We start from the raw sequence: 26,192 nt of genomic DNA on the forward strand, positions 1-26,192 counted from the left end.
GTGTATCGATGGTTTGCGACCGGACCCTTCGTTCCAGTTCGGCACGGTCTTCCTCGCTCAATATAATCGGCGCCGCAGTCAGCATTGCTCACCTCATCTCAAACTCAATATGTAGATGATAGCGCAGTCTTTAAATAGTGCAACCATTTCGCAAGCAGTACACTAGCGAATGTTGGCGATGTTTACAGCGTGTTTTCATCCGAGCTGCAGCAGTATGTGGCTTGCCAGGTCACCCGCATCAAGGATGTTTCATCGTCCCGGCCGGTAGCTGCCGTGCTGGAGCTGGACTGGACCGGTGACGCCTTGCCCGATGCGGCGGCCGTGCAAGCCATGCGGCCGCTGCTATGCGACTATTTCTTCTGGAACAATCGCCACGATCACTGCTATGCTACGGCAAACGTGCCGCCTGGGCATACCCTGGTTGGCAATATCGCGCCGCTGGTGGATGTGGAAGTGAACAGCTACCGCAGCGGCTGGAACGTGGGCGACAGCGTGCTGCGCCAGCGCAACTGGGAGCGCATCGATCCGCTGCGGCGCCAGCAGTTCAAGGCCGCGTCGGACGAGCGTGAAGTGACGCTCGGCGGCCACGTCTTCCGTCAGGACGCGACGAAAATCAATGACAGCGTCTTGCAGGCGCTGGGCGACATCTCCGAACTGGAGCAACTGCCTTGCCTGATGTCCATCGAGACCAGCCATGGCACGCCAGCCTTGATGGAGTTTATCCAAGGCAATCCCTTCATCAATGAGCTGCACTGGCAATCCTCGACGGTGTCTGCACTCGATTTCCGCGGCAGCGGCCTGGAACGCCTGATCCTGCAGCCCGATGGCGTCAGCAGCCTGGTCTTGAACGAAGGCTTGGGCCTGCTCGCTTTGCGCAGCGCGCCATCGCCGGCGCTGCGCATTGACGATGGCGCCGATGGCCGCCATCTGACACTCCAGTGTACGCACACGCTGCCGCCGTTCCACGGTCTCTACCAGCTGGGCGGCCTGTCGCTGGTGAGCATGAAAGAAGTCGATCTGGCGCAAGTGGCGCAGCGCTTTCCCCACCTGACGGCCTTGCGCATCTGGGGCAAGCCTGGGCTGGCGTCGCAGATGACCAGCCTTGCGCAGCTGAGCCAGCTGCAGATGTTCACCGCCTATGATCTGTTCGGTTACACGGCGGAAGAGTTTCCATCGGCCGCGCAATTGCCGCAGCTGACGGCCTTGTGGCTGACCAGCTTGCCCGCCGATGCCGCCAAGGCCATCAAGGCCGGCTACAAGAAAGCGGCGGCGCTGGGACTGGATTTGTCGGTGAGCAAGGCGGGCAAGCCGGAATGGCTGGCTGACAACCTGCTCAACCCCTTCCGCGACTGGGATGGCCGCGAGCATATTTCTTCCGTGTATGCGAAAAAGGCGGCGCTGGCCTACAAGAAAATGCTGGCCGTGACGCGCAGCATCGACGTCGCCATGGCGGCGACGGCGGTCGCCGCCGCGTTGGAGGCGATGGTCACCGCCTATGTGGGTGAATTCAACAAGATCGAGCGGCGTGCGAGCATCATCGAGACGGTCGAACGCGAGGAAATTTACATGGTGCTGGTGGAGTTGCTGGCTAAGCTGGTGCAGCAGCTCGGTGAGCAGGGCGCGGCGCTTGTCGATGAGGGGGCCTTGCTGGAGCTGTTCGACCGCCTGCGCGAATTTTAGTCTCTTGGGGTTGTAAGCCGGAAACGCCGAAATTTCCGTCACCCCAACTCCAACCCGGCGAGGAGCGCGTCTAGGTCGATCATCTTGCCGCCGCTCTGGAATGTGTAGTGCCCGTTGAGCAGGATATGCCGCAAGGCTGCGGGCCACTCATGCGATGACCGGTAGAGATGGGTCTGATCCGCCTTGAGGCTGCGTAGGTACTGGACGGTATAGAAGCGCGCCAGGCTCGCCTAGTAGAGCAGATTCTGTTGCGAGACGCCCAGCTTGGGCAGCAGCGCCTTGGCGATCCGGTGCAGCGGCTCCAGCACAGCGCGCTTCTCACGCTCCGGAGCCGCGACTACATAAGGGACTTAGAAGAGCATGCGCCAATCATCCTGCTTGTCTTCTCGCGTATTAACTTCGATCATCACGCCTTCGGGAGTGCGGCAAAAGAATCGTGAACCGCGAGAGTTGTTGAAGACCTCCGTCTCCATATGGACGCCTTCCTGATAGAAAGCTTCGTGCAGCTGCTCGACTTGTTGCAGAGTCTCCACCTCAAACCCGAAATGGAAGTTGGCGGGCCAATCCGACTTCGCTGTAGTACCGTCTAGCACGATGTCGATTCCATCGTGTTTGAGCAGAATATTCTTCCCGGCAGTAACGATCTCGCAGCCAAAGTACTTTTCCAAAAAGACGGCAGTGGCGGTCGGATCGGCGGTGGGGAGGCTGAGGTGATTCAACTTTCCGGTACATTGCATCTTCATAAATGGTCTCTCGCTAAGGTTAGGCTGATGCGATCAGCTTGGGTTCATGGCGGCAAAGATGGCGTCGTAGCTGCCCTCGCGTTCTGACCACCGCCGAGGAAGATCGCGCTCCAACAGCACTTCGCCTCTCGGTGTATTGCCCTCATCCAAAAGTTGAAGAACTTCAGCGACGTAGTCGGCCAGCCGCATCGCGCGGGGGTCATGGGCTTGATGTGCGCCAGTGAGTTCAGTTTGCACATAGGGTGGAGAGAGCTCCAACACTTCGACTGGGATATGGCGAAGTTGGTGGCGTAGTGACTGCAGCCAAGAATGCAGGAAGGCTTTGCTGGCGCAATAGGTCGGGAAGTCAGCGCGCGGAACGAAGGCCAAACTGGAGCTCGTGGCAAGCAGCGTTGCGCCAGGCTGGCCCTTGACCAAGGGGAGCAGCGCCGAAGTCGTGCGAATCACGCCGAGGATATTCGTCTGCACAATGGCCTCCGCGTCGGCGGGATTCCAGATGTCAGATGCAATGTCTTCGCTGCGCGATATGCCGGCGTTGACGAGCAACACGTTTAACTTAGGGAAGTTTTCACGCAGGTGGCTGGCTAATTGGGTCAGGGAATTCGGGTCGTCGACATCCAGCCGGATGCCCACCATGCCAGGCCTGGTACGGGTCACTTCGTTTAGCAAATCTTGGCGACGCCCCGTGACAATGACCTGATTGCCGCGGTCATGCAGGGCCTCGGAGATTGCGCGGCCGATGCCGCTGGTGCCGCCAGTGATGAGAATGGTATTGCCAGTAAGTTTCATCGATAGGACTTTCAAGTGGATTGAGTTGCTTTGAGGCCGCAACACGTACCAACAGAGTCCGCCCGACTCTACCCGGGATACTGCAAAGGGCAGGCATATCCCTTGCTGCCAAGCCACGATCAGCCGGCAGCAGATACCCGTCGCCAAATTCCGGTAGCGCTGCAAGAGCCGGTCAAAGGCGTCGGAGGACGAGATTTTTGGGGGTAAAGTCCCAGGCGATTGAAAGCCCAGGAAGGCGGAACATGTGGTGATCGAGACGGCGTCGTAGATTATCGAGATCTGCCCTGCTGGGCTCCTCTCGAAAAAAGGACGCGTTGGATGACGGTAACGCCTACGGCAGCACCTTGGACATGGTGCTGCAAATCGTATGTTACATGCGGCAGCGGCGCTTTGTCAACGCCCTGCCGCGATAGGCGCGCCTCTACTATTGCGGCAGGGCGAACTTGATCACTTAGCTTAGCCCATAAGTTAAATGCGGCGTGCATTTGCACGTAGGATGCTCGGGTGTGTGCCATTTTCCTGATCGACATGGCGCGCTCCTCAGCTTCGGCTGGTGGGGTGGAAATTTTGGCGGTTCCGGCTTACACCTCCCTCGTGTACAGTCTAGAAAAAAAGTTCTAGACATGAGGTTCTAGAATGGGTATTCTAGCGGCATGTTAAAAAATACTTCCACTCCCCATCCCACGGCCGCCGAACTGGACTTGTTGCGCATCCTGTGGCGGCGCGGTCCCTCCGACGCCCGCGCCGTGTATGACGCCCTGGCCGAAGAGCGTGCCGATGCCAGTTACGCCACCGTGCTGCGCCAGTTGCAACTGATGCATGGCAAGGGCCTGCTGAGTCGCGATGAAAGCCAGCGGCCTCAGCTGTATGCGGCCGTCGATGCGCAGGAAAAGTTGCAAACGAGTTTGCTCAAGGATTTGATCGGCAAGGTCTTTTCCGGTTCCGGCAAGGCGCTGGTGCTGACGGCGTTGCGCGAGCACGTGAGCGACGCGGAACGCCTGGAAATTGAAAAAATCCTGCGCAGCAAGGATGGCAAGGCGCCATGAGCCTGGACATGAGCCTAGGCAATTTTGTCCCGGCGCTGGGCTGGGTCTTGCTGTATTTTGTCTGGCAGGGCTTGATCGTCGGCGCCGTCTCCGCTGTCCTGCTCTGGCTGCTGCGCCACGGCAGCGCGCGCTGGCGCTATGCCGTCTGCGCGCTGGCGCTGCTGCTGTGCCTGTGTATTCCCGCGCTCCACCTGCTTTCTCTTCTGTCGGGCATATCGCCGGCCCAGTTGCCGATGGCCGCGCCGCCCGCCTGGCGCGCTGCGCTGCAAGCGTGGATGCCGGCCCTGGTGCTGGCCTGGAGCGCCGGCGTTGGCTTGATGAGCTTGCGCCTGTGCCTGGGCCTGGCGTGGGTCGGCAAGCTGCGCCGCCAGGCAGTGGCCGCCCCGGCCATCTGGCAGGCACGCCTCGACGCGCTGGCGCTGCGCATGGGCTTGTGCGGGCCGCTGCCGCTGAAGCTGCATGCGGGATTGAGCAGCCCCGTGACCGTGGGCTTCTGGCGCCCCGTCATCCTGCTGCCGGCCGCCTTGCTGAGCGGCATGCCGGTCGCCTTGCTGGAAGCGCTGCTGGCGCATGAACTGGCGCACGTGCGGCGCTGGGATTACCTGATCAATCTGCTGCAAAGCGTGGTCGAGGCGCTGCTGTTCTTCCACCCCGTCGTCTGGTGGCTGTCGGCGCGCATGCGGGCCGAACGGGAACAGGTGGCCGACGCGCTGGCTGCACAAGCGCTGCACGATCCGCAGCAGCTGGCCACGGCGTTGCATGCGCTATCTCTGCACGCAGCCGCGCCGCAGCGTTCCGGCCTGCTGATATCGGCCCGGGGCGGGGCGCTGCTGACGCGCATCGAACGTCTGATGGCGCCCGGTTCCGATGCGGCCGGCTGGAAACTGGCTGTGCCGGCCTTGCTGCTGGCCTGCGCCACCCTCTTGCTGCAGGCACAGGACAAGCCCGTGGTGCATGCGGCAACCTTGGCCGAGGCCGCCGCCGGCATGCTGGCCTTGCCCGTCAGCGCGAAACACATGCTGGTCTTTGACGACAGCACGGGCCAGGTGTTGATGGAGAAGGATGCAGACGCCGTGGTGCCCATCGCTTCGATTACCAAGCTGATGACGGCCATGGTGGTGCTGGACGCGGGGCTAGCCCCCGATGAACAGCTGCGCATCGTGCGCGCCGATGGCAACGCGTCGCTGCAGCGCCACAGCCTGCTGGCCGATGGCGTGGCCGTGTCGCGCGGCGCGCTGTTGCAACTGGCGCTGCTGTCGTCTGAAAACCGCGCCGCCGCCGCGCTGGCGCGCACCTATCCCGGCGGCAATGCTGCCTTTACGCAAGCGCTGCAAGCGAAGATCCGTCACCTGGGCTTGAGCCGCACCATCCTGACGGACCCGGTCGGCAGTTCACCGGCGAATACCTCCACGGCCAGCGAGGTGGCGAAGATCGTCGCGGCGGCCGCGCGTTATCCGGACATTGTCCGCATCACCAGCCACCCACAGGCCAGCGTGGCCGTGAATGGCAAGGTCCGTACCCTGCGCAATACCAACCCGCTGGTGGGTGGCAAGGGCTGGGACATTTTGCTGTCGAAGACGGGCAGCAGCCACGAGGCGGGCAGCTGCCTGACCATGCGCATGCGCAGCGGCGGCAAGCACGTCACCGTGGTGCTGCTGGACGCCGATGGCGCGCAGCGGCGCTCGCTTGACGCCGGACATATCCGCGACACCCTGGCCGGGAGCCCAGGCCGCATGCATTGATGCACCCCGGGCGCGCCGCGCGTGCGGCCGCCTTTCTTTTTTACACTCTGGAGATGAAGATGACACTATTGGCGAAGTTGATGCTGGCGACGGTTGCGACCATGACGGCAGGGACAGTGCAGGCGAAGGCGCCGGCACCCATGCAAAATAAACCTGTTAATTGCGACAATTGCAAGGAATGGAATGCGCCCGTCAAGCCATTCAATATCCATGGCAATAGCTGGTATGTGGGCACGGCCGGCCTGTCTGCCGTGCTGGTGACGAGCCCGCAGGGCCATATCCTGCTCGACGGTGCGCTGCCGCAATCGGCGCCCCTGATCATCGCCAGCATCAAGGCGCTGGGCTTTCGCATCGAGGATGTGAAATATATTCTTAATTCGCATGCCCATTGGGACCATGCGGGTGGCATTGCCGCGCTGCAACGGGCCAGTGGCGCCACGGTGGTGGCCAGCGCCTCGGGTGCCCTGGGGCTGCAAAGCGGCACGAATGGCAACGATGATCCGCAGTACCAGGCAGATCCTGTCGTGCATGTCGCAAAAGTCGCCAAGGTCAAGGTGGTGGGCGAGGGCGATACTGTCAAGGTGGGCCCTTTGGTGCTGACCGCCCACATGACGCCGGGCCATACGCCCGGCGGCACGACGTGGACGTGGACCTCGTGCGAAGATGCGCGCTGCCTGAACGTGGTGTACGCGGATAGCCTGAATCCGTATTCCAGCGGTGATTTCACTTACACGGCCAAAGGCGCGGGCAAGGGCAAGACGCCTGACATTTCGGCCTCGTTCGAAGCGAGCATCGCCAAGGTGGCTGCCTTGCCATGCGACATCATCATCCCCGTCCATCCGGGCACGATGGACGTGCTGGGCAAGGCGGCAAGGCGCAGCGGCACGGACAATCCCCTGATCGACGCCAACGCTTGCCGCGCCTATGCGAGCGACGCCGGCGGCTTGCTGGCCAAGCGCCTGGCGAAAGAACGGGGCGTTGCGTCACCAGCCGAAGCCAAAGACGCCGCGCACGCGCATTAAGCCGTTTTACTCTGCCGCCTGCTGCTGTTTTTGCAGGCGTTTCAGGAACACCGTCATTTCCTTGATGGCTTGCAGATCGCCTTGCTGCTGGGCCACAGTCACGCCCGTCGTCCAGGCGGCCTGCGCTGCGTCCAGCCGGCCCAGCTGGTGCAGGGCCTTGCCCAGCAGTTTCCAGGCGGCGGAATAGCCCGCTTGCTGTTGCGTCGCCTGCGCCAGGTGCAGGGCGGCTTGTTCGGCGTCATGTTCTTTCAGGTAAGCATCTCCCAGGCCAAAGCGCAGCAGGGCGCTGTCGCGTCCCTGCGCCAGCAGTTTTTCCAGTTGTTCACGCATCTCCGGCTCCAGATTAATAGGCAAGTTATTTCTTGTATATTAATGCCTGGGGCGTTTCTCCGCAAGCCATCGGTGGCTCGCAAGGGCACAGGCAAGGCTTTAATGAGAGTCGATTATCATTTATAATGCAGTTTGTTTGCATTTAACACTCTTTCAGGAATTGCCATGCTCCTTTCTTTACCACGTCCGATGGCGCTGCTGCTGGCCGCCGCCAGTCCGCTGGCCCTGGCCGATACCGTCGCGTCACCCGATGTCGTCACCGTCAACGCCGAGCGCCAGCATTACCGCAGCCTGTCGGCCACGGGCGCCACCAAGACGGACGCCTTGCTGATGGACTTGCCGCAAAGCGTGCGCGTGCTGACCGGCGAGCTGCTGCGCGACGCTGGCGTGACGACCCTGGCCGGCGCGCTGGACCTGGCCAGCGGCATTACCAGGCAAAGTCCGCTGGGCGGCCTGTGGGACAGCTACGCCATGCGCGGCTTTACGGGCGACCCGAATTTCGGTTCCGACTACCTGGTCAACGGTTTTAGTTCCAGCCGCGGTTACAACGGCATGCGCGATGGCGGCAATACGCAGAACGTGGAAGTACTGAAAGGCCCTGCGTCGGCCCTGTACGGCCGGGGCGAGCCGGGCGGCACGGTCAACATCACCACCAGGAAGCCGAAGTTCGCGCCCGAATACAACGTCGATGTTTCCCTCGGCAGCTTCCGCACGCGTCGCGCCGCCGTCGACTTGACGGGACCCTTGAGCGACAGCCTTGCCTACCGCCTGAACGCGGCGCATGAAGAAGGACACAGCTTCCGCGATACCTTGAAAGTCGAGCGCAGCCTGTTTTCTCCCTCGTTCATCTGGCTGGCGGGCGAGCACACCACTGTCTCGTATGAAATCGAAGCGGTGCGGCAGCGCGCGCCGTTCGACCGGGGCGTGGTCGCCGTGCATGGCCAGCTAGGATTGATGCCTGTCTCGCGCTTCCTGGGCGAACCGGACGACGGCCCCATGACGGTCCAGTCGCTGGGGCAGCAACTGTTTATCCACCACGCGCTGTCGGACGACTGGACGCTGCAGGCGGGCGCTTCTTACCGCGACAGCGAATTGACCGGCTATTCGACCGAGGCGAACAAGCTGCTGGCCGATGGCCGCACCTTGAACCGCCAGCGCCGCTACCGCGATTTCTCGGCCACCGACGTGTCGGCGCGGGTCGAGTTGTTGGGCAAGTTCAAAACGGGCGCGCTGGCGCACGAAGTGCTGGCCGGTGTCGATGCCTATCACTTCGACGACCACCGGGTGCAGCTGCGCCGCAATCCCACAGCCGCCAATGCCTATGCCATCGATATTTTTGCGCCTGTATATGGCGGCAAGGCCGCTGCGCTGGCCCTGTCCATCGACACGCAGGAAGGGCAAAAGGCGCGCGGCCTGTACTTGCAGGACCAGATTGCGCTGGGCGCGCATTGGAAGGCGCTGGTCGGCGTGCGCCACGATAGCTACACGCAGGACGTCACGAACAAGCGCCTGAACGTGAGCAATCGCCAGTCGCTGTCGGCTACCAGCCCCCGCGCGGGACTCGTGTACCAGCCGACGAAAACGTGGTCGCTGTATGCGAGCGCGGCCCAGGGTTTCCGGCCCAACAGCGGCATCAGCATCGACAACCAGGCGTTTCCGGCCGAGCGCAGCCGCTCGTATGAGCTGGGCGCCAAGCTGGAAACGGGCAAGCTGACGGGTACTCTGGCCGTGTACGACATCCGCAAGCGCAATGTGCTGACGACGAATCCCGTCAACACGGACTTCGCCATCGCCGCGGGCGAGGTGGGCAGCCGGGGCCTGGAATTCGACGTCTCGGGCGAAGTGGCGCGCGGCTTGCGCGTCTCTGGCGCCTATGCTTATACGGACGCCACCGTCACGCGCGGCGACACTACGATAGTGACGGGTAGCCGCTTCGCCAACGTGCCGCGCCACAGTGCCAACCTGCTGGCCACGCAGCAATTTGCGCTGGGAACGGGCACGGCCAGCGTGGGCGGCGGTGTGCAATATGTGGGCGAGCGCCTGGGCGATGTCGCCATCAGCAGCACATTTACGCTGCCTGCCTACACGACGGCCAGGCTGCTGGCATCGTACTCGCCCTATGCACAATTGCGCCTGGCGTTGAGCGTGGAAAACCTGTTCAACCGCAGCTACTATGCGAGTTCTTACAGCCAGCTGTGGGTAGCGCCAGGGGCCGAGCGCACGCTGACCTTGAATGCCCATTACCGTTTTTAAGGGATGAAGATGACATTGATTACAAACGCCACCTTGCGCAGCCGCATTGCCGTCATCGACGTCATGCGCGGCCTGGTCATGTTGATCATGCTGTTCGACCATGTGCGCGAAACGGTCTTTTTACATCACCAGGTAAGCGACCCGATGGATGCAGCCGGCGTCGATCCTGCCCTGTTCTTCACGCGCACGGCGGCCCACCTGTGCGCGCCCATGTTTGTCTTTCTGACGGGTTTGTCCGCCTGGTTGTACGCCCATCCGGCCGCCGGGCCCCGCAGCGCGGCGGGCTTTTTGTTCAAGCGGGGCTTGCTGCTGGTCGTGCTGGAACTGGTGTTCGTCAGTTTCGCCTGGAGTGGAGCGTTTCCGCCGGCCATACTGTATTTGCAGGTGATCTGGGTCATCGGCCTGGCCATGATGGCGCTGGCCGTGCTGCACAAGCTGCCATTGAAAGTGCTGCTGCTGCTCGGCGTGGCGATTATCGCGGGCCAGCATTTGATTACTGGCTTGCGCGCGCAAGAGGGCAGCCTTGGCTACTATCTGCTGACAGTGCTGTTGCAACGCGGTTATCTGGTGGCCGAGGGCGCCATGAAAATCAAGGTCAGCTATCCGCTGCTGCCGTGGATAGGCGTGATCGTGCTTGGCTACGCGGCCGGCCCCTTGTATGCGCGCAGCCGTTCGCCGCAGGAACGCCGCCGCTGGCTGCTGGCGCTGGGCGCTGGCAGCTTGTTGCTGCTGGTCGTGTTGCGCGGCTTCAATCTGTATGGCGAAACCCTGCCGTGGGTGGCGGGCGAGAGCGCCGTGCGCACGGCCATGAGTGTGCTGAACTTCACCAAGTATCCGCCGTCGCTGGACTTTTTGCTGTTCACCCTGGGCCTGGGTCTGCTGGGCCTGGCCTGGCTGGAGTCGCTGGACAACTGGTTCACGCGTGCCTGCGCCACCTTTGGCGGCGCGCCCATGTTTTACTATCTGCTGCACCTGTATCTGTTGCTGGCCATCAGCCTGACCCTGACGGCCGTGCTGGGCGCCAACCACGGTGCCCGTTACGGCGTCGAACACATCTGGCAAGTCTGGCTGCTGGCCTTGCTGCTGATGCCCGTGCTGTACTTCCCTTGCCGCGCGTTTGCCCACTACAAGCGCACGTCGAAGCAGGCATGGGTGCGTTATTTCTAGGCTAGTCTCTTGCGTGAGAACGGCTATTTGATCAGCGCCAGCACCTCGCGGAAGCGCGGATGCTGGCAGTCGCGCAGCCATTCAAACGCCAGCATCTCCACCGTCAGCAGGTGGGCGCCAAGCTTGCTCAGTCGGGCCAGCGCGGCGTCGCGGCTGGCGGCCTGGCGCGAGCCGACGGCATCGATGGCGATGATCACCTCGTACCCCAGCTGCAGCAGGCCGATGGCCGTCTGCAGCATGCACACATGGGCTTCGCAGCCAGTGACGACGATCTGTTTGCGCCCCGGTGGCAGCATGGCTTGCAAGCCGTCGGCACAGGCGCCGAGATGCGTCTTGTGCAAGGTCTGTTCGCATAGCGCGGCGATTTCTTCCACATTCGGCCCCAGCCCCTGGCGGTTCTGTTCCGTGCCCAGCACGGGCACGTCGAGCAGGCGGGCGATGTGTGCCAGGCGCAGGTTTTGCGCCAGCACCAGGCCGGCGTCGTGGATGGCCGGCATCAAACGGCCTTGCAGGTCGACAATGACGAGTACAGCCTGTCTCGCCTCCATCAGCATGGTGTTCTCCTTGTTAGTAGGTGGCGACAGTGTAGCGCGCTCAGGCTGGCCAACTGGGCGTGGCCGTCTCGCCCATCAGATAGGCGTGATTCAGGTCGATGGCGGTGCGCAGGTAATTCCACAGGGCGCTGACCCGGGCGATGTTGCGCCGTTCGCTCGGTGAAATCATCCAGAAGGCGCGCAGCAGGTCGATCTCGCCGTCGAGCACGGGCAGCAGTTCATTCGATTGCTGCGCCACGAAGCAGGGCAGAATCGCCAGCGCCTGGCCCGCGCGCGCCGCGTGATACTGGGCGATCACGCTGGTGCTGCGAAACGCGCGCAGGGAATCGGGCGCCACGTTATCCATGTAGCGCAGCTCGGCGCTGAAGACCAGGTCGTCCACGTAGCCGATGATCGGGTGCTGCGCCAGCTGCGCCACGCTGGTAATGGGCGCGTGGCGAGCCAGGTAGCTTGGTGTGGCGTACAGTTTCAAGCGGTAGTCCGACAGCTTCGTCACCACATACGGGCCGGACAGGGGGCGCTCGATGGAAATGGCCACGTCAGCCTCGCGCTTGGACAGGCTGACGAAACGGGGCACGGCGATCAGGTCCACGCTGATGTGCGGGTAACGCCCGCAAAACTGCGCCAGGTGGGGCGCCAGCACGATGGCGCCGAAGCCTTCCGTGGCGCCCAGGCGCACTTGCCCCGACAGCAATCGATTGTGTTCGCCCAGTTCCTCGGTGGCGGCAAACACCGTGCTTTCCATGTTTTCCGCGTATTCCATCAGGCGGTGACCCTCGGGCGTCAGCTGGTAGCCCACGTAATTGCGGTCGAACAGCTGCGTGCCCACCTGTTCCTCGAACTTGCGCATGCGCCGCGACACGGTGGAATGGTCGATGCCCAGCTTTTTCGCCGCATCGACGAGGCCGGCGCTGCGCGTCAATTCCAGGAAGACCCGTACATTGTCCCAATCGAGCATGGCAACCCCTCTTTGTGCATTTTTGCAAAGGAATTATGCATTAATTTCACTTGAGTGCATATTTTTACACATGCAGAATGCATCTAAACATATAAGAAAACCCATCCACCTGGAGACACGCATGAAAAAAACCGTTCTGGCCATGGGCGCGCTGGCGCTCACCCTTTCCTTTGGCGGCGCGCAGGCGCAGATTTCCGATGGCGTCGTCAAGGTCGGCATCCTGACCGACATGTCCGGCCCGTATTCGGCCATGGGCGGGCGCGGCTCCGTCATCGCCAGCCAGATGGCCGTCGAGGATTGTTTAAAAGCCGAATGCAAGGGCATGAAGATCGAAATCCTCTCGGCCGATCATTTGAACAAGGCGGACATCGCCGCCTCCAAGGCGCGCGAGTGGATAGACCGCGACAAGGTCGACGCCATCGCCGACCTGACCAACTCCTCGGTAGCCCTGTCCGTGCAAAAGCTGATGAAAGAGAAGGGTGGCATTGCCATGTTCAGCGGCCCCGCCACGGGACGCCTGACGAACGAGGATTGCTTGCCGAACGGCTTCCACTGGATGTTCGACACCTATTCGCAGGCGGCTGGCACGGCGGCGGCGCTGACCAAGTTGGGGCAGAAATCGTGGTACTTCGTCACCGTCGATTATGCCTTCGGCCATTCGCTGGAAAAAGATGCCAGCGAAGTCGTCAAGCGCAATGGCGGCACGGTGCTGGGCGCCGTGCGCCATCCGCTTAACGCCTCCGATTTCTCATCCTTCCTGGTGCAGGCGCAAGGCTCGAAGGCGCAGGTGATCGGCCTGGCCAACGGCGGCGCAGACGTGGTTTCTGCCATCAAGCAGGCGCGCGAGTTCCGCATCGGCAGCGGCAAGGACCAGCGTCCGGCCGCCTTGCTCGTATTCCTCTCCGACGTGCATGCGCTGGGGCTGGAAACGGCCCAGGGCCTGGTCTACGCGGACGGCTTTTACTGGGATTTCGATGACCGCAGCCGCGCGTTTTCCAAGCGGTTCGAGGCACTCAACAAGGGCGCCAAGCCGACGATGGTGCAGGCAGGCGTGTATTCCAGCGTTTACCACTACCTGAAATCGGTGGCGGCCGCGAAGAGCGACGACTCGAAGATCGTCGCCCAGAAAATGCGCGAGCTGCCCATCAAGGACGCCGTCATGAACAACGCCTCCATCCGTCCCGATGGCCGCGTCATCCACGATATGTATTTGGTGCAGGTGAAGACCCCGGCCGAATCGAAGGGAGCGTGGGATTACCTGAAAGTGCTGTCCACCATCCCCGCCGACCAGGCCTTCAAGCCGATGGATGCGGCGGCATGCAATCTCGTTAAAAAATAACTTCACCCCCAACGGCGAAAGGCCGGGGTCGGACCCTGAGGGTCCGACCCCGGATTTTGCACTTGGGTTGATATTCACACTGCCCGGAGCATCAAATGAACCAAGCCCTCACCCAAGTCCCCGCCATCCCGCTGCATATCGGCGGCAAGCACCATGCTTCAATCAGCACCGAGTGGCGTGACGTCGTCAACCCGGCCACGCAGGAACTCGTTGCCAAGGTGCCGTTTTCCACGCCGGACGAAGTCAACCTCGCCGTCGCCACGGCCAAGGAAGCCTTCAAGACCTGGCGCAATACCCCGCTGGCGGCGCGCATGCGCATCATGCTCAAGTATCAGCACCTGATACGCGAAAACATCGGCGCCCTGGCCGCACTGATCACGCGCGAACATGGCAAGACGCTGCCGGACGCAGAAGGGGAAGTCATGCGCGGCCTGGAAGTGGTGGAGCACGCGTGCTCGATCGCTACCCTGCAGCTGGGAGAAATTGCTGAAAACGCGGCCACCGGTGTCGACGTCTACAATATCTACCAGCCGCTGGGCGTGGGCGCCGGCATCACGGCCTTCAACTTCCCCGTCATGCTGCCGTGCTTCATGTTCCCCATCGCTATCGCCTGCGGCAATACCTTCGTGCTGAAACCGTCGGAGCAGGACCCGTCGTCGACCATGTACCTGGTCGAACTGATGTACCAGGCGGGCTTGCCGGCGGGTGTGCTGAACGTCGTACACGGCGGCGCGGACGTCGTCAACATGCTGTGCGACCACGCAGACATCAAGGCCGTGTCCTTCATCGGTTCCACCCACGTGGGCACGCATGTGTACCGCCGCGCCAGCGAATCGGGCAAGCGCGCGCAGTCGATGATGGGCGCGAAAAACCATTGTGTGGTGCTGGCCGACGCCAACAAGGAACAGGCGATCAATAACCTGATCGGCGCGGCCTTTGGCGCGGCCGGCCAGCGCTGCATGGCCAATTCCGTCGTGGTGCTGGTGGGCGAGGCCCGCTCCTGGCTGCCGGAAATCGTCGCCCGCTCGCAAGCGCTGAAGGTGGGGCCGGGCAGCGACCGCGATGCTGACCTGGGCCCGATGGTCTCGAAAGCGGCCATGCAACGGGCGGAAAAACTGATACAAGCGGGCGTGGACGAAGGCGCGCAGTTGCTGCTCGACGGCCGCGGCCACAAGGTGGCCGGCTACGAGGGCGGCAACTTCATGGGACCGACGATTTTCTCGAACGTGGCAGCATCGAACTCCATCTACACGCAAGAGATTTTCGGTCCCGCCATGTGCGTGGTCGAGACGGACACCCTGGACCAGGCCATCGCCTTCATCAACGCCAACCCGAACGGCAACGGTACCTCGATATTCACTTCGTCCGGCTGGGCGGGGCGCAAATTCCAGAACGAGATCGACGTGGGGCAGGTGGGCATCAACGTGGCCATCCCCGTGCCCGTCGCCTATTTCAGCTTCACGGGATCGCGCGCCTCGAAACTGGGCGACCTGGGGCCGAACGGCAAGCAGGCCTTGTACTTCTGGACGCAGACCAAGACTGTCACGGCGCGCTGGTTCGCCCCGGACGATGGCGGCAGCGGCGTCAATACCACCATTTCGATGAAATAAGGGGTGGCGATGAGCACCAATATCGTTTTTATCGGCCTGGGGAACATGGGCTTGCCCATGGCGCAAAACCTCGTGCGGGCCGGCCATGCGGTGACGGGTTTTGACTTGCTGCCCGCCAGCGTGAAGCTGTTTGCCGATGGCGGCGGCCTGGTATCCGATGACCAGGGCGCGGCGATTCGGGCGGCCGACATCGTCATCACCATGCTGCCGGCCAGCCGCCACGTTCTCGGCGCCTACCTTGGCGACGCTGGCATCCTGGCGCAGGCGCGGCCCGGCACCTTGCTGATCGACTGTTCGACGATTTCCACCGAGGCGGCGCGGCAGGTGGGCCGCGCGGCGCAGGAAAAGGGCTTGCCCATGCTGGACGCCCCCGTCTCGGGCGGCACGGCGGGCGCCAGCAACGGTACCCTGACTTTCATGGTGGGCGGCGAAGAGGGGGCGCTGGCGTCGGCGCGGCCTTACCTGGAGATCATGGGCAAGGCGATTTTCCATGCGGGCGGCTCGGGTTGCGGGCAGACGGTCAAGATCTGCAACAACATGCTGCTGGGGATCTTGATGGTCGGCACCAGCGAAGCGATACGCCTGGGCGTGACCAATGGCCTGGACCCGAAGGTGGTGTCGGACGTGATGGCAAAAAGTTCGGGTCGCAACTGGACTCTGGAAGTGTACAACCCGTGCCCGGGCGTGGCCGAGAACGTGCCCGCGTCGCGCGGCTACACGGGCGGCTTTGGCGTCGACCTGATGCTGAAAGACCTGGGCCTGGCCGTGGAGAGCGCGCTGGCCAGTGGCGCCTCGGTGCCGCTGGGCGCCCTGTCGCGCAATTTATATGGTTTGCACAGCAAGGCGGGATCGGGTGCGCTGGATTTTTCCAGCATTTATCAACTGCTGGGGGAGAAAACTTAAGGCTGCTGCGCCTGCAGGGCCGCCAAATCGGCCCTGGCTTTTTCCAGCTTGCCTTCCAGTTTGGCGATTCTCTTCGGCTGTTTATTCGCTTCCTGGGCCAGGCGCAGCGAACGCTCCGTCTGGTTCACCTTCGCCTGCGCCTTCAGCACCTTCTTGTTGTGACGCTCGACCAGCACGTTGTCGCGGCAGTGGGCGTTGACTTCGTCGAGCGCGCGCGTGAGGCCCGCGATCTTGTCGGACAGGCCCTGTTCCTGCGCCTGGCGCAATTCGCTGCGGATGCTTTCGCGCTTGGCGGCGCAGCCCGCCAGTTGGGTGTCGGCGGCGCTGGCAATGGTGCTGGCGCTGGCGGCGAGGGCGACGAGCAAGGTCAAGGCGGTTTTCGATAGGCGATTCATGGCGTTCCTGGGCAGCTTGGTTTAGTTGATGCAATGTAAGCCCGCCGGCCTGGCCTGTCAAACTTCCCGTGCAGTGCGCGCCTCCCGTGCGGTGCATCGGCTACCATGCCTGTTTTCTTCTTCCCGACTCCCTCGCATGCACAAGAATTTGATTTCGCTGGCGCTGGCGCTGGCGCTGTTGCTGCCGTTGCCGCTCCTGGCGCAGACGCCGCCCACCTTGCTCGATCTGCAGCTGATCGCCATCGAGGCGCGGGCCGATGCGGCTAGCCATAGCCCGGAAAGTATCGCCGAATTTGCCGAGACCCGGCGTGTGGCTGAAACGGGCGACGTCGAAGCGCAGCTGGCACTGGCGTGCATGCTGCAGCTGGGCGTCGGCGCGCCGCAAGACACGGCACTATCGATGGCCTGGCTGCGCAAGTCGGCCGAAGCTGGTTATGCGCCGGCGCAATCGGCGTTGGGGCTGGCCTACACGGTGGGCGGCAAGGTGCCCATCGACCGCGGGCAGGGTGAATACTGGCTGCGCAAGGGCGTGGTGCAAAATGACGCACTGGCGCAAACCATTTTGGCGCTGGAATTCATCAATGGCGACAGCAGTGCCGAAGAGCAGGCGCTGGCCATCAAATGGCTGAAGAAGGCCGCGCTCGAAGCACACTTTATTCCTGCCTATAACGCGCTCGGCGAGCACCTGATGCGCGCAGCCGCCGATGAGCAGGATCGCGGCGAAGCTTTCCATTGGTATGACAGATCGGCGCGTGAAAAGGAGCCGGCCGGCATGCGCAACCTCGCCCATGCCTATGAACTGGGCCTGGGCGTCAAACAGTCGGACAAGTGGGCCCTGATCTGGTGCGAGCGGGCGGCATGGCGCGGCGACTTGCCCGCGATGCGGCGCATGATTGACGTGTATGTCAAAGGCGAACTGGGACAGCAGGCGAATGCCGACGACGCGGCCGAATGGCGCAGCAAGCTGGCTGAAAAGGAAAACAAATGAAGACCATCGTGTTGTTATGGAGCCTGGCGCTGGCGCAGCCCGTGCTGGCCCAGCCAGCCGCCGCGCCGGCGCCGCGCCAGCATCCGGCGCTGGCCGAATTCGATATGTCCGGCCTCGATGACATGCGCGCTAGAGTGCAGGCCGTGATCAACCGCCCGGCCGACCTGTCGCCCGACAAGGTCGCCGCCTTCGACAAGGCGCGTATCGCTGCCGAAGGGGGCGACGCGGCCGCCCAGCTGGAGCTGTCGCAGATGCTGCATGGCGGCGAGGGCACGCCGCGCGACGTCGACGCCGGCCTGGCGTGGATGCAGAAATCGGCCGAAAACGGCGATGGTCCGGCGCAGGCTTTCCTTGGCGTGGCCTATACGCTGGGACAGGGCATGGCCATCGACCGCAAGCTGGGCGAGTACTGGTCGCGCAAGGGCGCCGCGCAAGGCGTGGAACTGGCCAACTTCACGCTGGCCATGCACTTTGAAAATATCCACAGCAGCGCGGAAGAACAGGCGCACGCGCTGCACTGGCTCAAATACTATGCCGAAAACGGCTTTATTTACGCCGACAATGAAATCGGCTACCGGCTGATGATGACGGCAAAGGACGAGGCGCAGCGCAAGGAAGCATTTGGCTGGTACATGCGGGCGGCCAAGGCGCTCGACCCGCCCGGCTTGAACAATGTGGCCTACTCGTACGAGGTGGGGCAGGGCGTGCCGCAGAGCGACGAGGCGGCTTTGGGCTGGTACGAAATGGCCGCCATCGCGAAGAGTCCACCGGGTCAGACGGGCTTCGCGCGGCTGCTGGAGCAGGGCCGTGGCGGACCCACCCGGCAAGGACCGGCGCCAGCGCCGTTCACGCTGTACCTGCTGGCGGCGAAGCAGGGCGACGTGGAAGCGATGGAACGGCTGGTCAAGGTATACGATAACGGCGAACTTGGACAGGCGGCCGATCCCGCGCAGGCGGCGCTGTGGCGTGAAAAGCGCAGGCTGGCCAAGGCTCCCTGAATGGGAGAGACGGGGCAGAAACGGCATGCTATCATTATTGTTATCGATAACAATATGATGAGACATTCATGAATCCCGATTTCCGCTCCAGGGAAATGCTCGAAAAGCATATCCTGCACACGATGCAGTTTTATCACCCGCGCGCCATCGATGCGAGCGGCGGCTTTTATCACTTTTTCCGCGATGACGGCACCGTCTACAACGCCAGCACGCGCCATCTGGTCAGCAGTACGCGCTTCATCTTCAATTACGCCATGGCTTACCGTCACTTCGGCGACGATGATTACCAGGCGGCCCTGCGCCACGGCGTAACTTTCTTGCGCGACGAGCACCGCGACCCGGCCACGGGCGGCTATGCCTGGCAATTGCAGTGGCAAGACGGCGTCAAAACGGTGGAAGACGGCGCCAATCACTGCTACGGCCTGGCTTTCGTGCTGCTGGCCTATGCCCACGCCCTGCACGCCGGCATGGCGGAAGCGCGCGCGTATCTGGACGAGACTTTCGAATTGATGGAGCAGCGTTTCTGGCTGCCCGAACACGGCCTGTATGCGGACGTGGCCAGCGCCGACTGGGCGACGCTGGACGGCTACCGGGGCCAGAACGCCAACATGCATGCCTGCGAAGCCATGCTGGCCGCGTTCGAGGCGACGGGCGAGGCGCGCTATTTACACCGCGCCGTAACCCTGGCGCACAACATCACCGTGCGCCAGGCGGCGCTGGCGGATGGCATGATCTGGGAACACTACACGCCTGACTGGGCTATCGACTGGGACTACAACCTGCACGACAAGAGCAATATTTTCCGCCCCTGGGGCTACCAGCCCGGCCACTTCACGGAGTGGGCCAAGCTGCTGCTGATCATGGAGCGCCACGCCAAGTTCATGGCCGGCCCGTCTGACTGGCTGCTGCCCCGCGCGCGCGCACTGTATGACGCGGCGCTGGCCAAGGCCTGGGACGGCACGCATGGCGGCATCCACTACGGTTTCGGCCCGCAGGACGAGATTTGCGATGGCGACAAATACTTCTGGGTGCAGGCGGAAAGCTTCGCGGCGGCCGCCGTGCTGGCCGCGCGCACGGGCGACGACGCCTATTGGCGCAGCTACGACAAGATATGGGACTACAGCTGGCGGCACTTTGTCGACCACGAGCACGGCGCCTGGTACCGCATCTTGACGCCCGAGAACGGCAAGATCAGCGACGAGAAAAGCCCGGCCGGCAAGGTCGATTACCACACCATGGGCGCCTGCTATGAAGTGCTGAACGTGCTTGGCGGTGCCGCATGAATGCCGCCAATTTCCCCCGCTTTGTTTCGGCCGGCGAAGCACTGACGGACATGCTGCGCACGGGCGCGGACGCCTGGAGCAGCCAGGTGGGCGGCTCGACCTGGAACGTGGCGCGCGTGATGGCGCGCCTGGGCGTGCCCAGCGCCTTTGCCGGCGCCGTCAGCCTCGACGTCTTCGGCGACGCGCTGGCTGCAGCCACCGAGGCGGCGGGCCTGGACAGGCGTTTCTTGCAGCGCCGTGCGAAGTCGCCGCTGCTGGCCATCGTGCATGAACTGCATCCACCCACCTATTACTTTATCGGCGACGACAGCGCCGACCTGCATTTTGATGCGGCGCAGCTGCCCGGCGGCTGGATGCAGGGGGCGCAATGGGTGCATTTCGGCGGCATCAGCCTGGCGCGCGAACCGCTGGCGGGCAAATTGGTGGCGCTGGCGCAGGAATTGAAAGCGGCCGGCGTGAAGATCAGCTACGACCCGAATTTCCGCATCATGATGGATGAACGCTACGATGCCACCCTGCGTCGCATGGTGGAACTGGCCGACGTGATCAAAGTGTCGGACGAAGACCTGGCGGGCCTGTTCCGTCATGACGACATCGATGGCGCGTTTGCCATCTTGCGCAGCTGGAATCGGCACGCCACGTATTTGTATACGCGTGGTGCGCAGGGCGCGGCCCTGTACCAGGGCGGGCAAACATGGCAGGCGGCGCCGCCCGTCATCGAGGTGATCGACTCGGTGGGCGCGGGCGACGCCAGCATCGGCGGCTTGCTGTACAGCCTGATGTATCGGCCCGATGCCGAAGGCGGCCAGCATTTGCGTTTCGCCGTCGCGGCCGGCGCGGGTGCCTGCCTGGCCGCCGGCGGCGCGCCGCCCTCGGTGCAATTGGTGGAGTCGTTGCTTGAGCGCACTATATTGGGATGATGTGGGTAGCGTGTGCGTATTCAGCGGCACCAGAGCGCCCTTTTTGCAGCAATAAGCGTAAGATTCGCTCTCTCGCCATGTCAAGAGCCTATCCTGTGAGTGTATGCATCTGCGGGGATGGGCTCCACGTCATCCGCTGAAAAATATGCTGTTCCTCCCATTGCCTTGCATGGCGCCACCTGGCCGGATCTGTGCGCTTTAAGAGCATGGGCGCTGAGAAGGAAGTCCGCATGCATAAGATCTGGACATTTTTCAATCCCTGGAGCTTCAAATTCAAGATGGCTGTGCTGGTGGGCGTGCTGGTGCTGTGCGCGACCGGATCTGTCGCGCTCGCGTCACTGTCTGTCGCGCAAGGGCAGATGGCATCCGTCATCGGCAATCAACAATATGCTTTGCTGACCAGTGCGGCGGCATACATCGACGACGACTTGAATGCCAAGAAGGCACTGCTCAGGGTGCTGGCGGAAGGGCTACCTTCGGACGTATATGAACATCCGCAGCGGATGCAGGCATTTGTTGAAAAGCATCCCACCCTGCGCGAGGAATTTTTCAATCTCGTCGCCTTTGATGCGACGGGAAAATTGATTGCCAGCCTGAATGACCGGAGCGTGGTCGGCAAGCTCAATGTCGCCACACGTGACTATTTTGTCGATACCGTGAAATTCAGGGAAGGCGTGATATCGCGTCCATTCAAGAGCCTGCTGTCGGGCAGGCCCATTGTGCTGGTAACCGAACCGATCTATGACGCAGCCGGGGAATTGCTGTATGTGATCGCTGGCGGCATCAATTTGCAAAGCCCGACATTTTTCGGCCAGTGGGAGCAGCTCAAGCCGGGCAAGAGCGGTTATCTGTTCATGTTGACCGATGAAGGCACGATACTCCACCATCCCGATGCGGCGCACATCCTGAAGCGGGTGGGTGATGAAAAGGGTGGCGCAATGCCTTCCACGCTGGCCGCATTGCGTGGTTTTGACGGCTGGACGCAGGGTAAAACCACGCCAGGCGTGCAGGCCATTATCACGTACAAGCATTTGCATGCGGCCGACTGGATCGTCGGCGCCGTCTACCCTGAAAGCGAGGCATTCACGCCAATTACCGATATTTATGCCAAAGTCATCATTGCTTCGTCAGGCGTCGCCTTCCTGGCCAGTGGTGCCGGCTGGCTCGCGGTGATGCTGCTCTTGCGTCCCTTGGGCGATCTGGGCCGGCATGTGGCGCGCATACGCTCCGGCAATGCCGATATTAAGGTGTTTGATATCGCCCGCAAAGACGAGTTCGGAAAACTGAGCCGTGCATTTTACGCGCTGTCGCAGCAGAGGGAAGCTGCCGAGAGCAACCTCGCTGCTCTGGCGCGCACTGACATGCTGACCGGCCTGCACAACAGGCGCATGTTTGACGAGGCGCTGGCTGCGGCATTGACGCGCGCCCGGCGCGCTGGCACGGGCCTGGCGCTGGCCTATCTGGATATCGATTATTTTAAAAAAATAAATGATACCTACGGGCATGGCATTGGCGACCTGATATTGATTGAATTTGCCCAACGGCTCAAAGCTTGTGTCCGGGCCTCGGATACGGTAGCGCGCCTTGCAGGTGACGAGTTCGTCATCATTTTTGAACAATTGACGGATCAGTCCGAGCTCGCGATACTGGGCAAGAAAATCGTGCAAGAGATGGTCGTGCACTTCGATTGCGGCGGCATCAGCCTGCATGTCGCCACCAGTGTCGGCTTGGCGTTCAGTGCCCAGGGCGATACGACGGCAGGGGCCTTGTTGACGGCGGCCGATACGGCGCTCTACAAGGCAAAAAGCGCTGGCCGCAACGGTTATGCCGTCACTTCCATCGGCAGCCCCGCCTTGACCGAGTCGGTGTAGGGCCGGGCGCGCCGGCAAGGCGAGTGGCGGGCATCGCCTGGTCTGGCAGCGTCAAGGTCTGCACTGGCCCTTGGCCGCCGGCCGCGCATACCTGCCCGACGATGCCCGCTCGACCAGGGTAAATTCCATCAGGCGATGCGTGGCGGGCGCGGGTTTTCCCGCGCGGCGCTGGCGTATCTCGTCGATGACGAGATTGACGGCGGCGCGCGCCATGTCGGCGATGGGCTGGTGGATGGTGGTCAGCTCCGGCCAGACGGTGGTGGCCACGGGCGTATCGTCGAAACCGCACACGCTCACATCTTGCGGCACTTGCAAGCCCATGCCGTGCGCCACGGCCAGGGTGGCGGCAGCCATGTCGTCGTTGCTGGCGAAGATGGCGCTGGGGGGCGGTTGTTGCGCCAGCAGCTGGCGCGCCGCGTCCAGTCCAGAGCGATACGTGAAATAGCCTTGCGCCACCCTGTGTGGCGGTACCGGCAAGCCCGCTTCCCGCATGGCGTCCTCGAAGGCCTGGCGGCGCAGCAGGGCGGGCGTGTGCGCCGGATCGCCTTCGATGAAGCCGATGTCGCGGTGGCCCAGCGCGAGCAGATGGCGCGTCATGGCCAGCGCGCCTTCGTAGTCGTCGATGCGCACGGCCGATACATCGGGCGAGGGGCGCGCCGTGGCCACGGCGATGGCAGGGATGCCCATCTGATTCAGCTGCGCCAGCACTTCGGGCGAATCGCACAGGGGCGGCGGCACCAGGATGCCGTCCACGCCGGCCGCCACCAGGCAGGCGATGCCGGCGCGCTGGCTATCGAGGTCTTCGCAGCGTTCGAGCAGTAGCTGGCCGCCGCCCTGGCGGCATTGGTCCATGGCGCCGACCAGGAATTCACTGAGAAAGGCCGCGCTGGGGTTGCTGTACAGCAAGCCGATGCGCAGGGTGCCCGTGCGGGCCGCGCGGGCCGCCAGGTTGGGCTGATAGTGCAGGCTGGCGATCGCCGCCTCGACCTTGTCGCGCGTGGCCGTGCTGACGCTGGCGCGCCCGTTGATCACGCGCGATACCGTCATGGCTGACACGCCTGCCACGCGCGCCACGTCATGCACGGTGGCGCCGCTGGCCATATCGGGGGCGGCGTGCGCCGCCTTATTCGAGGTGGCCACCGAATTTCAGCTTGCCGCTGATGCGCATGCCGTGCAATTGTCCCTCTTCCAGTTCGGCGGCGCTGGTGCGCTGCGCGGTGTCGCGCCGTGCCAGTCCCACGGACAGGATATCGAGCATCATCAGTTGCAGCAGGCGCACGATCATGGGCACGAAATTGAGATTGCCTTCCGGGTGGTTCAGGGTCAGCAGCACGTCGGCCAGCTTGGCCAGCGGCGAACCGCTGGCAGTAATGGCCAGCACGCGCGCGCCGCAGCCCTGCGCCACCTTGACGGTGCGCAGCAGCTCGGGCAGGGCGCCGGAGCGGGAAATGACCAGCGCCACGTCGCCTGGCTTGAGCATGGCGGCGCTCATTTCCTGCGCTTGCGGATCGGCAAAGAAGCTGCTGACGATGCCCAGGTTGAGCAGCTTTTGCTGCATGTCGTCGGCCACCACGCGGGCGCTGCCCACGGCCAGCAATTCCACGCGCTGCGCGCCGCGCAGCAGTTCGATGGCCGCCGTCAGCGCCTTCACGTCGAGCATGTCGCGCAGTGCCAGCGCGGCCGAGGCGTTATTGCCCAGCACCTTGCGCGCCAGTTCGGCGTCGGAGTCCGAAATCTCCACGTGGCAGTGCGCCACGGTGATGGCGCCGCCCGTCAGGCCGGAAGCGAGCTTCAGTTTGAAGTCGGCCAGGCCCTGCACCCCGATCGAGCGGCAAAAGCGCATCACGGTCGGCTGGCTGACGCCGACCCTCTGGGCGATTTCGGCAATCGGCAGGGTCAGCATGGCGTTTGGCTCCTTCAGCACCCAGTCGGCTACCTTGCATTCCGAGGGGCTCATGCGCCCGCGCGCCTGACGCACGGATTCGAGCACGGGCGCGCCGGAATGGGCGCGCTTGAGCTTTTGCGCGAGGATGGCGGCAATGCCCAGGAACGTGGGCAGTTCGGCCGTGATCAAAAAGGTGGGGATCTGCGCCAGGTAGTCGTTCAGGCGGCCCTTTTGTTCGAAGCGGGCGCGGAATTGCGACTGTTCGAACAGGGGGCCCAGGCGCGGCACGATGCCCCCGCCTATATAGATGCCACCTAGCGCTCCGAGGGTCATGGCCACGTTGCCGGCGATGGAGCCGAGGATGGCGCAAAAGCAGTCCACCGCCTCCAGGCATACATCGCATTCCTTGTTCAGGGCGCGGCTGGTGATGTCGGCCGCCAGCAGCGGCGGCACGTCATGCCGGCCAGCCCGGTCGGACAGGGCGCGGTAGATCAGTTCCAGGCCGCGCCCGGAGGCGAGGCGCTCGGCCGAGACGTGCGACAGCTCGCGCCAGGCGAAGGACAGCACGTCCATCTCGCGCTGGTCGCAGGGCGCGAAGCTGACATGGCCGCCTTCGCTGCCCAAGGCGATCCAGCGGTCTTCGGCCGGGATCATGCCCGACACGCCCAGGCCCGTGCCCGAACCGAGCAGGCCGATGACGCTATCGGCGCGCGCCATGCCGCCGCCGATCTGCAAGCGCTGGTCGGGCCGCAGATAGGGCAGGGCCATGGCCAGCGCCGTGAAGTCGTTTACCACCAGCAGCGTGTCGAGGCCCAGCGCGGCGCGCATCGCCTCGATCGAGAAGAACCAGTGATGGTTCATCATGCGGATATTGTCGTCGTCGATGGGATTGGCGATGGCGATGGCCGCATGGCGCACGCGCGCCGAACCGGCAGCGCGCGCCTCGCTGCTATCCATATAGGCGGTGATGGCGTCGAGCAGCGAAGCGTAGTCGTCGCATGGCAGCACGGCCACCGCTTCCAGATGACCCTGGCGCGTTTCGAGCACGAAGCGGGCATTCGTGCCGCCGATGTCTGCCAGCAGGCGCGGCCCTTCACTGAAACGCTCCGCCGGATCGCTGCCTGCTACTTCCATTTTTTCATCAATTTTCATGGCGGTGCCTAGTCTCGTTTGCGTGCGCGGTCGTGGCCGCGCACTGTCGTTATGGGCAAAAACCAAGGATTTTAAGTCGTATACGTGCCGCGTGCCGAAAAATGCAGGCTGCCTGCGCAAATGCCTTTCCATAGTGCCAGATGCGGCGGCACCAGCGGGAAAAACAGGGCTTCAACTCGCACATCAGTACGCAAATAAAGTGTCGCAGAGTAGTCGTAGGATTACAACATAATATGTTGATATTTGTTCGTAGTATAGTTACTATGTCTCTGCTGGAAAGAATTCTGGCCAGTACATTCGGCCACGAATGACTAGATAAAAAATAGCTACTGAGGAGACTTACCATGCTGCATCGCAACATGTTGAAGGCTGTGTTGAAAACACTGCCTGCTGCCATCGTCTTAGCCATCGCCAGCGGTTCCGCTGCCGCCGACCCTATGTACCCAAGTGACGCCGAAGGCTTCCATGGCTACCTGCGCGCTGGCGCCGGCAGCAATACCTCGGGCGACGGCGGTTCGCAAGGCTGCTTCGGTCTGGGCGGCAATACCATGAAATACCGTCTGG

Annotated in this window: 24 protein-coding genes and 2 pseudogenes; 16 read left to right on the plus strand and 10 right to left on the minus strand. The window is 62.9% G+C overall.

All coding sequences use genetic code 11. From position 1 onward, the window contains the following. Positions 1-189: 189 nt before the first annotated feature. On the plus strand, positions 190-1,680 hold the full coding sequence (locus CSZ94_RS22525) for a hypothetical protein (RefSeq protein ID WP_102123567.1): 1,491 nt from the start codon (positions 190-192) through the stop codon (positions 1,678-1,680). 143 nt (positions 1,681-1,823) lie between these two features. Here the strand turns inward: CSZ94_RS22525 and CSZ94_RS29335 are convergent. The 3 genes and pseudogenes from CSZ94_RS29335 to CSZ94_RS22535 form a co-directional block, all read right to left on the minus strand. Beyond that, positions 1,824-2,006: pseudogene (locus CSZ94_RS29335) on the minus strand (hypothetical protein); the annotation flags it as partial. A gap of 24 nt (positions 2,007-2,030) precedes the next feature. Beyond that, the gene (locus CSZ94_RS22530; protein WP_102123568.1) at positions 2,031-2,423 is read right to left on the minus strand and encodes a VOC family protein; all 393 of its coding nucleotides are present in this window, start codon (positions 2,421-2,423) and stop codon (positions 2,031-2,033) included. A gap of 33 nt (positions 2,424-2,456) precedes the next feature. Then, entirely contained in the window at positions 2,457-3,212 is a 756-nt protein-coding gene (locus CSZ94_RS22535) for an SDR family oxidoreductase (RefSeq protein ID WP_102123569.1), read from the minus strand. Positions 3,213-3,865: 653 nt separating this feature from the next. Between CSZ94_RS22535 and CSZ94_RS22540 the strand changes: the two genes are divergently transcribed. Genes CSZ94_RS22540 through bla form a run of 3 tightly spaced genes read left to right on the plus strand, consistent with a single transcriptional unit; the run spans position 3,866 to position 7,022 of the window. Continuing rightward, a complete protein-coding gene (locus CSZ94_RS22540) occupies positions 3,866-4,258 on the plus strand; it encodes a BlaI/MecI/CopY family transcriptional regulator (protein ID WP_071077911.1) in 393 nt (130 codons plus the stop codon). Between the two features lie 8 nt (positions 4,259-4,266). After that, positions 4,267-6,000, plus strand: a complete 1,734-nt coding sequence (locus CSZ94_RS22545; RefSeq protein WP_180977584.1) for a M56 family metallopeptidase — start codon at positions 4,267-4,269, stop codon at positions 5,998-6,000. Positions 6,001-6,059: 59 nt separating this feature from the next. Further along, complete coding sequence (gene bla / locus CSZ94_RS22550; RefSeq protein WP_258001150.1) at positions 6,060-7,022, plus strand: subclass B3 metallo-beta-lactamase; 963 nt, start codon at positions 6,060-6,062, stop codon at positions 7,020-7,022. A gap of 6 nt (positions 7,023-7,028) precedes the next feature. Here bla and CSZ94_RS22555 read toward each other — a convergent pair whose 3' ends face one another. Further along, the gene (locus tag CSZ94_RS22555) at positions 7,029-7,352 is read right to left on the minus strand and encodes a tetratricopeptide repeat protein (protein ID WP_102123571.1); all 324 of its coding nucleotides are present in this window, start codon (positions 7,350-7,352) and stop codon (positions 7,029-7,031) included. Between the two features lie 165 nt (positions 7,353-7,517). Here CSZ94_RS22555 and CSZ94_RS22560 point away from each other — a divergent pair, with 165 nt between their 5' ends. After that, on the plus strand, positions 7,518-9,605 hold the full coding sequence (locus CSZ94_RS22560) for a TonB-dependent siderophore receptor (RefSeq protein ID WP_258001151.1): 2,088 nt from the start codon (positions 7,518-7,520) through the stop codon (positions 9,603-9,605). 3 nt (positions 9,606-9,608) lie between these two features. Continuing rightward, positions 9,609-10,772 carry a DUF1624 domain-containing protein gene (locus CSZ94_RS22565; RefSeq protein ID WP_102123573.1) on the plus strand — a complete coding sequence of 388 codons (1,164 nt, stop codon included), beginning with the start codon at positions 9,609-9,611 and terminating at the stop codon, positions 10,770-10,772. Between the two features lie 23 nt (positions 10,773-10,795). On the opposite strand, the gene CSZ94_RS22570 is transcribed toward CSZ94_RS22565, so the two are convergent. Continuing rightward, positions 10,796-11,326: an isochorismatase family protein gene (locus CSZ94_RS22570; RefSeq protein WP_102123574.1), complete on the minus strand. Its 531-nt coding sequence runs from the start codon at positions 11,324-11,326 to the stop codon at positions 10,796-10,798. A 40-nt stretch (positions 11,327-11,366) separates the two neighbouring features. After that, a complete protein-coding gene (locus CSZ94_RS22575) occupies positions 11,367-12,284 on the minus strand; it encodes a LysR family transcriptional regulator (RefSeq protein ID WP_102123575.1) in 918 nt (305 codons plus the stop codon). A gap of 121 nt (positions 12,285-12,405) precedes the next feature. On the opposite strand from CSZ94_RS22575, the gene CSZ94_RS22580 reads away from it, so the two are divergent. From CSZ94_RS22580 to mmsB, 3 genes are all read left to right on the plus strand, one after another. Then, complete coding sequence (locus tag CSZ94_RS22580) at positions 12,406-13,623, plus strand: ABC transporter substrate-binding protein (protein WP_102123576.1); 1,218 nt, start codon at positions 12,406-12,408, stop codon at positions 13,621-13,623. Positions 13,624-13,718: 95 nt separating this feature from the next. Then, on the plus strand, positions 13,719-15,233 hold the full coding sequence (locus CSZ94_RS22585) for a CoA-acylating methylmalonate-semialdehyde dehydrogenase (protein ID WP_102123577.1): 1,515 nt from the start codon (positions 13,719-13,721) through the stop codon (positions 15,231-15,233). 9 nt (positions 15,234-15,242) lie between these two features. Beyond that, positions 15,243-16,136, plus strand: a complete 894-nt coding sequence (gene mmsB, locus CSZ94_RS22590; protein WP_102123578.1) for a 3-hydroxyisobutyrate dehydrogenase — start codon at positions 15,243-15,245, stop codon at positions 16,134-16,136. Here mmsB and CSZ94_RS22595 read toward each other — a convergent pair. After that, positions 16,133-16,531 carry a DUF1090 family protein gene (locus tag CSZ94_RS22595; RefSeq protein ID WP_102123579.1) on the minus strand — a complete coding sequence of 133 codons (399 nt, stop codon included), beginning with the start codon at positions 16,529-16,531 and terminating at the stop codon, positions 16,133-16,135. The two genes, mmsB and CSZ94_RS22595, sit on opposite strands and share 4 nt — an antisense overlap. Before the next feature lie 136 nt (positions 16,532-16,667). On the opposite strand from CSZ94_RS22595, the pseudogene CSZ94_RS29340 reads away from it, so the two are divergent. After that, positions 16,668-16,955: pseudogene (locus CSZ94_RS29340) on the plus strand (hypothetical protein); the annotation flags it as partial. On the opposite strand, the gene CSZ94_RS29345 reads toward CSZ94_RS29340, so the two are convergent. After that, on the minus strand, positions 16,926-17,351 hold the full coding sequence (locus tag CSZ94_RS29345; RefSeq protein WP_374703603.1) for a hypothetical protein: 426 nt from the start codon (positions 17,349-17,351) through the stop codon (positions 16,926-16,928). The pseudogene CSZ94_RS29340 and the gene CSZ94_RS29345 sit on opposite strands and share 30 nt — an antisense overlap. Here CSZ94_RS29345 and CSZ94_RS29350 point away from each other — a divergent pair. From CSZ94_RS29350 to CSZ94_RS22620, 5 genes are all read left to right on the plus strand, one after another. Beyond that, positions 17,304-17,519, plus strand: a complete 216-nt coding sequence (locus CSZ94_RS29350) for a hypothetical protein (RefSeq protein ID WP_374703604.1) — start codon at positions 17,304-17,306, stop codon at positions 17,517-17,519. The two genes, CSZ94_RS29345 and CSZ94_RS29350, sit on opposite strands and share 48 nt — an antisense overlap. Further along, the gene (locus tag CSZ94_RS22605; protein WP_102123581.1) at positions 17,516-18,517 is read left to right on the plus strand and encodes an SEL1-like repeat protein; all 1,002 of its coding nucleotides are present in this window, start codon (positions 17,516-17,518) and stop codon (positions 18,515-18,517) included. The genes CSZ94_RS29350 and CSZ94_RS22605 overlap by 4 nt, the downstream gene beginning before the upstream one ends. A 68-nt stretch (positions 18,518-18,585) precedes the next feature. After that, positions 18,586-19,800 carry an AGE family epimerase/isomerase gene (locus CSZ94_RS22610; RefSeq protein ID WP_102123582.1) on the plus strand — a complete coding sequence of 405 codons (1,215 nt, stop codon included), beginning with the start codon at positions 18,586-18,588 and terminating at the stop codon, positions 19,798-19,800. Then, the gene (locus CSZ94_RS22615) at positions 19,797-20,720 is read left to right on the plus strand and encodes a carbohydrate kinase family protein (RefSeq protein WP_102123583.1); all 924 of its coding nucleotides are present in this window, start codon (positions 19,797-19,799) and stop codon (positions 20,718-20,720) included. The genes CSZ94_RS22610 and CSZ94_RS22615 overlap by 4 nt, the downstream gene beginning before the upstream one ends. Positions 20,721-20,950: 230 nt before the next feature. Next, entirely contained in the window at positions 20,951-22,591 is a 1,641-nt protein-coding gene (locus CSZ94_RS22620; protein ID WP_102123584.1) for a diguanylate cyclase domain-containing protein, read from the plus strand. Between the two features lie 51 nt (positions 22,592-22,642). Here CSZ94_RS22620 and CSZ94_RS22625 read toward each other — a convergent pair whose 3' ends face one another. Further along, the gene (locus CSZ94_RS22625; protein WP_102123585.1) at positions 22,643-23,731 is read right to left on the minus strand and encodes a LacI family DNA-binding transcriptional regulator; all 1,089 of its coding nucleotides are present in this window, start codon (positions 23,729-23,731) and stop codon (positions 22,643-22,645) included. Then, positions 23,715-25,628, minus strand: a complete 1,914-nt coding sequence (locus CSZ94_RS22630; protein WP_102123586.1) for a glucokinase — start codon at positions 25,626-25,628, stop codon at positions 23,715-23,717. The genes CSZ94_RS22625 and CSZ94_RS22630 overlap by 17 nt, the downstream gene beginning before the upstream one ends. Positions 25,629-25,972: 344 nt before the next feature. On the opposite strand from CSZ94_RS22630, the gene CSZ94_RS22635 reads away from it, so the two are divergent. Then, positions 25,973-26,192, plus strand: a 220-nt coding sequence (locus CSZ94_RS22635) for a carbohydrate porin (protein ID WP_374703602.1), incomplete at its 3' end; no start/stop codon positions are given.

Origin of the sequence: Janthinobacterium sp. ROICE36 (assembly GCF_002869965.1) — a bacterium.
In the GTDB taxonomy this organism is placed as follows: Bacteria; Pseudomonadota; Gammaproteobacteria; order Burkholderiales; family Burkholderiaceae_D; genus Janthinobacterium.